Below are 3,002 nucleotides of genomic sequence, written 5' to 3'. Positions count from 1 at the left end.
TTTCAAAAACCAATCCATGTCGAAATGCAAATGAACGCGATTGGCAAAGCGCTTGGGATAATTGGATTACGCATCCAAAATATAGATTGGTAATTAAGAAACACGTAAAATCAGAAGTGAAAAAACTATATGAAAGCGCATGTTATAAACCACCGTCAAACAATTTCGCAAATAACCTTTCAGAAAGCTTCAATCAACTTGCAACAGCGATCTATGCTTAAAGACACTTATGGATCAGAATGCATCAGAAGTAAAGAGGTTATTAGTTTATTTGCAGCGTAATGAAATCGTATTTAAAAGCATTGAAGGATAAACAGCAAAGTAGTGAAATTTGCTGATGATTTTGAGAATAGATATGCGTTTAAATTGACAGAAAGGCATCGTACAGAGCTATTTAAAGATTTTGTGATAAAAAAAACGTAAACAGAAAGGGTAAAAAAGTGGGTTGCAACGGCGGTGGGGCATGCACCATGGGGATTAGGGGTAGCTGAGTATTTTTACAATCTTTACGAATATGATGATGGCACAAGAGAATACGAAGAATTTGACGGTGGTCAGTATCATGAGATGCTTGAGAAAGTTTTATATGCGGCATAATATCAAAAAATACAATAAAGTCAATAGTTTGTTTGTAATTATTTTATATGAATCCACACTTGTATACGTGATTCATTTGACCATTTTTTATAAACAATTGCCATGTATGAATAGACCATAAAAAGCTAATCATAAAGAAGTTTAAGAAGAAAAAACAACTTCAAAATGTCCTTCAAGCGTTTTAACTTCTTTCGGATTAACAATAATCTTTATATCGTTTCCCAATTTTGCCAAACACTCAAGCATTTTCATTTCACTAATTCCTCGAAATTCTCCACTTAAGAGTTTAGACAGTTTTGGTTGAGTCATTTTCAAAAGTTGACTAGCCTGTTTTTGTGTTAAGTTCTTTTCTTTCAGAATTTGACTAATCTTATGAGCAAGTTGCGCTTTGATAAGCATCTCTCTGGAATCTGAAAAGCCAAGATCCGCATAAACATTGGAACTACCGTGAAAAACATTGATCATTTTAATTCCCTTCTAATTGTTCTGCTAACTTGAGACGTTCTTTAATCAGATTAATGTCTGGTTTTGGTGTTGCAATGCCACGGGTCGATTTTTTCTGAAAACAATGCAACACATAAAGAGATTTTTTATATTGTATCGTATAAATAGCGCGATAAGTTCCTTGAATATCGCGTTCAATAATTTCTAGAACATTGGCAGATCCACCCCCCTTGAGAACCTTAACATTTTCTCCTCTATCTCCTATCTGAGCAAGATAAAGAGCATAACCAATCCTTTGTTGAATAAGATCAGGAAGACTTTTTATATCTTTGAGTGAAGAACCAAGCCATATGATACGTTTTATTTTACTCATGATTACTAATATACCCATATGGATATATTTTCAAATGTTTATTTTAATTTTGTGATTTTTTAATAACTATTATTAATAAAATTGACTTGATAAAAATGGTAACAAAAAACCATAATTGTTTATTTATCTTATGAAAATCTGCTTTTAAAAACCAATGCTCGTAAATGTAAAAAAACGTTTTTTACAGATGTTCACTTAATATGCATTTGCTTTTGATTGGATTGTTAAAGCTACCGAGCATTTTGATTTGTTTGATACGTTTGAGAGCAACAAAAAGCGTTTATAGGCTCTCTCATTCAAATGAGTGATTAAAGATCATACGCACATTTACGTTTCTTTTGATAAGTTTTCATATCTCTAATAGAGCGCTTGCAATATGATACGTTTTGTATATATGCATTCATTACTCCATTGTGGATGATTCATTTTAATCAATAAAAAACGCTATTTGAAAGCCGCGTCATATCATTGGCACGGCTTTTTTTTTAACTCTCTCTTTTATGAGATGTTTATAGCAATGCATTTTATATGCGTTTATAACCATAAAGAAGGCACGTCCCCCATGTCTCTTTTTATTCTGTTTGATCAGTTATATTGACAACATTATCCTTTTCATAAACCTCACAATTTTTTGGAACCAACCTTACTTTGCTTTTTTATTGATTTTTGCATTGCCATAAACCTTTCCATAAATCTTTGCACGACCATCAATAACAGCATAATTATAAATTTTTGCATGGCTATAAATGCAAGCCAAGCCACAAACCTTGGCATGACCATAGACGCGTGCATAACTAAAGATGGACAAAAGGTTTTGGTGCCTCATGTTTATTTGGCACCAAACACTTCTTTAGCACAAGATGTTTATGGGGCAAAAACGCAGCAAGGAAACCTTGCCAGTGCACGTTTGAAAGGCAATGGCATCACTATAGAGACGGACCGTCTTACCAATAGTGGCACCATATCGAGTAATGGTGCATTGCATGTTTCGACTACGCAAACTTTGTTCAATAATGGTGGTTTTTTGCTTGGCAGCGGTGCTGTAGATCTCAGCAGTGGCGATCTTTTAGCCAACTCTTCAGGGGTTATTCTGGGGGATATCATCACCCTCAATGCGAAGACAATCATTGATGGTACTGCAAAAATCCGTGACACGAATGAATATGGTTTTGTTGATCGGATCGGACAGCAGGCTCAAATCATTTCTATACAGGATTTAAACATTCACTCCCTTGGCGATTTAAGCATGACTGGTGGCCAATGGAGCAGTGGTGGATCGACGACGGTGATTGTCGGTGGTTCTGCTACGTTTGGTTCATTAGTGCTAGAGAGTGACCATAAGGAAACATTGGAAAAAGGGCATTATAACGCCCAAAGCAGTGAGCACCGTTTGACAGAAGTCAACAGTGATGGAGATTTGACCATTGTCACAGGTGGTGAACTGAACCTTGGGGGAAAGTTTAAAGCCAAGGGCAATGGTGATTTCACCAGTGGTGGCGCTCTCAACGTGGTTTCAGAGCAAGATTTTAACAGTTTTGATTTGGATCTGAGGGGCAAAGAAGGCGACAAATCGAAGCAAAAGGATAAG

At 35.7% G+C, this 3,002-nt stretch carries 3 protein-coding genes and 2 pseudogenes; 2 read left to right on the top strand and 3 right to left on the bottom strand.

Translation table 11 applies throughout. From position 1 onward, the window contains the following. Positions 1 to 456: 456 nt before the first annotated feature. The gene (locus ACFIJJ_RS09275; protein WP_375646751.1) at positions 457 to 597 is read left to right on the top strand and encodes a hypothetical protein; all 141 of its coding nucleotides are present in this window, start codon (positions 457 to 459) and stop codon (positions 595 to 597) included. A gap of 141 nt (positions 598 to 738) precedes the next feature. Here ACFIJJ_RS09275 and ACFIJJ_RS09270 read toward each other — a convergent pair whose 3' ends face one another. The 3 genes and pseudogenes from ACFIJJ_RS09270 to ACFIJJ_RS09260 all read right to left on the bottom strand — a co-directional run. Beyond that, the gene (locus ACFIJJ_RS09270; protein ID WP_015856199.1) at positions 739 to 1,062 is read right to left on the bottom strand and encodes a helix-turn-helix domain-containing protein; all 324 of its coding nucleotides are present in this window, start codon (positions 1,060 to 1,062) and stop codon (positions 739 to 741) included. A 1-nt stretch (position 1,063) separates the two neighbouring features. Next, positions 1,064 to 1,414 (bottom strand): type II toxin-antitoxin system RelE/ParE family toxin, encoded by a 351-nt coding sequence (locus ACFIJJ_RS09265; protein ID WP_375646749.1) that lies wholly within the window; start codon positions 1,412 to 1,414, stop codon positions 1,064 to 1,066. Between the two features lie 572 nt (positions 1,415 to 1,986). Beyond that, positions 1,987 to 2,219, bottom strand: a pseudogene (locus ACFIJJ_RS09260) (hypothetical protein); the annotation flags it as partial. On the opposite strand from ACFIJJ_RS09260, the pseudogene ACFIJJ_RS09255 reads away from it, so the two are divergent. After that, positions 2,214 to 3,002 (top strand): annotated as a pseudogene (locus ACFIJJ_RS09255) (hemagglutinin repeat-containing protein); the annotation flags it as partial. The pseudogenes ACFIJJ_RS09260 and ACFIJJ_RS09255 sit on opposite strands and share 6 nt — an antisense overlap.

It is taken from the genome of Bartonella sp. TT29SHDZB (assembly GCF_042193395.1).
Lineage (GTDB): Bacteria > Pseudomonadota > Alphaproteobacteria > Rhizobiales > Rhizobiaceae > Bartonella.
The sequence above is the reverse complement of the archived record's forward strand: the minus strand, read 5'-3'. Positions and strand labels throughout refer to the sequence as shown.

Bases quoted from the DNA above. Each gene is read 5' to 3' on its own strand.
- ACFIJJ_RS09270 (WP_015856199.1), bottom strand. From the start codon at position 1,062: ATGATCAATGTTTTTCACGGTAGTTCCAATGTTTATGCGGATCTTGGC.
- ACFIJJ_RS09265 (WP_375646749.1), bottom strand. From the start codon at position 1,414: ATGAGTAAAATAAAACGTATCATATGGCTTGGTTCTTCACTCAAAGAT.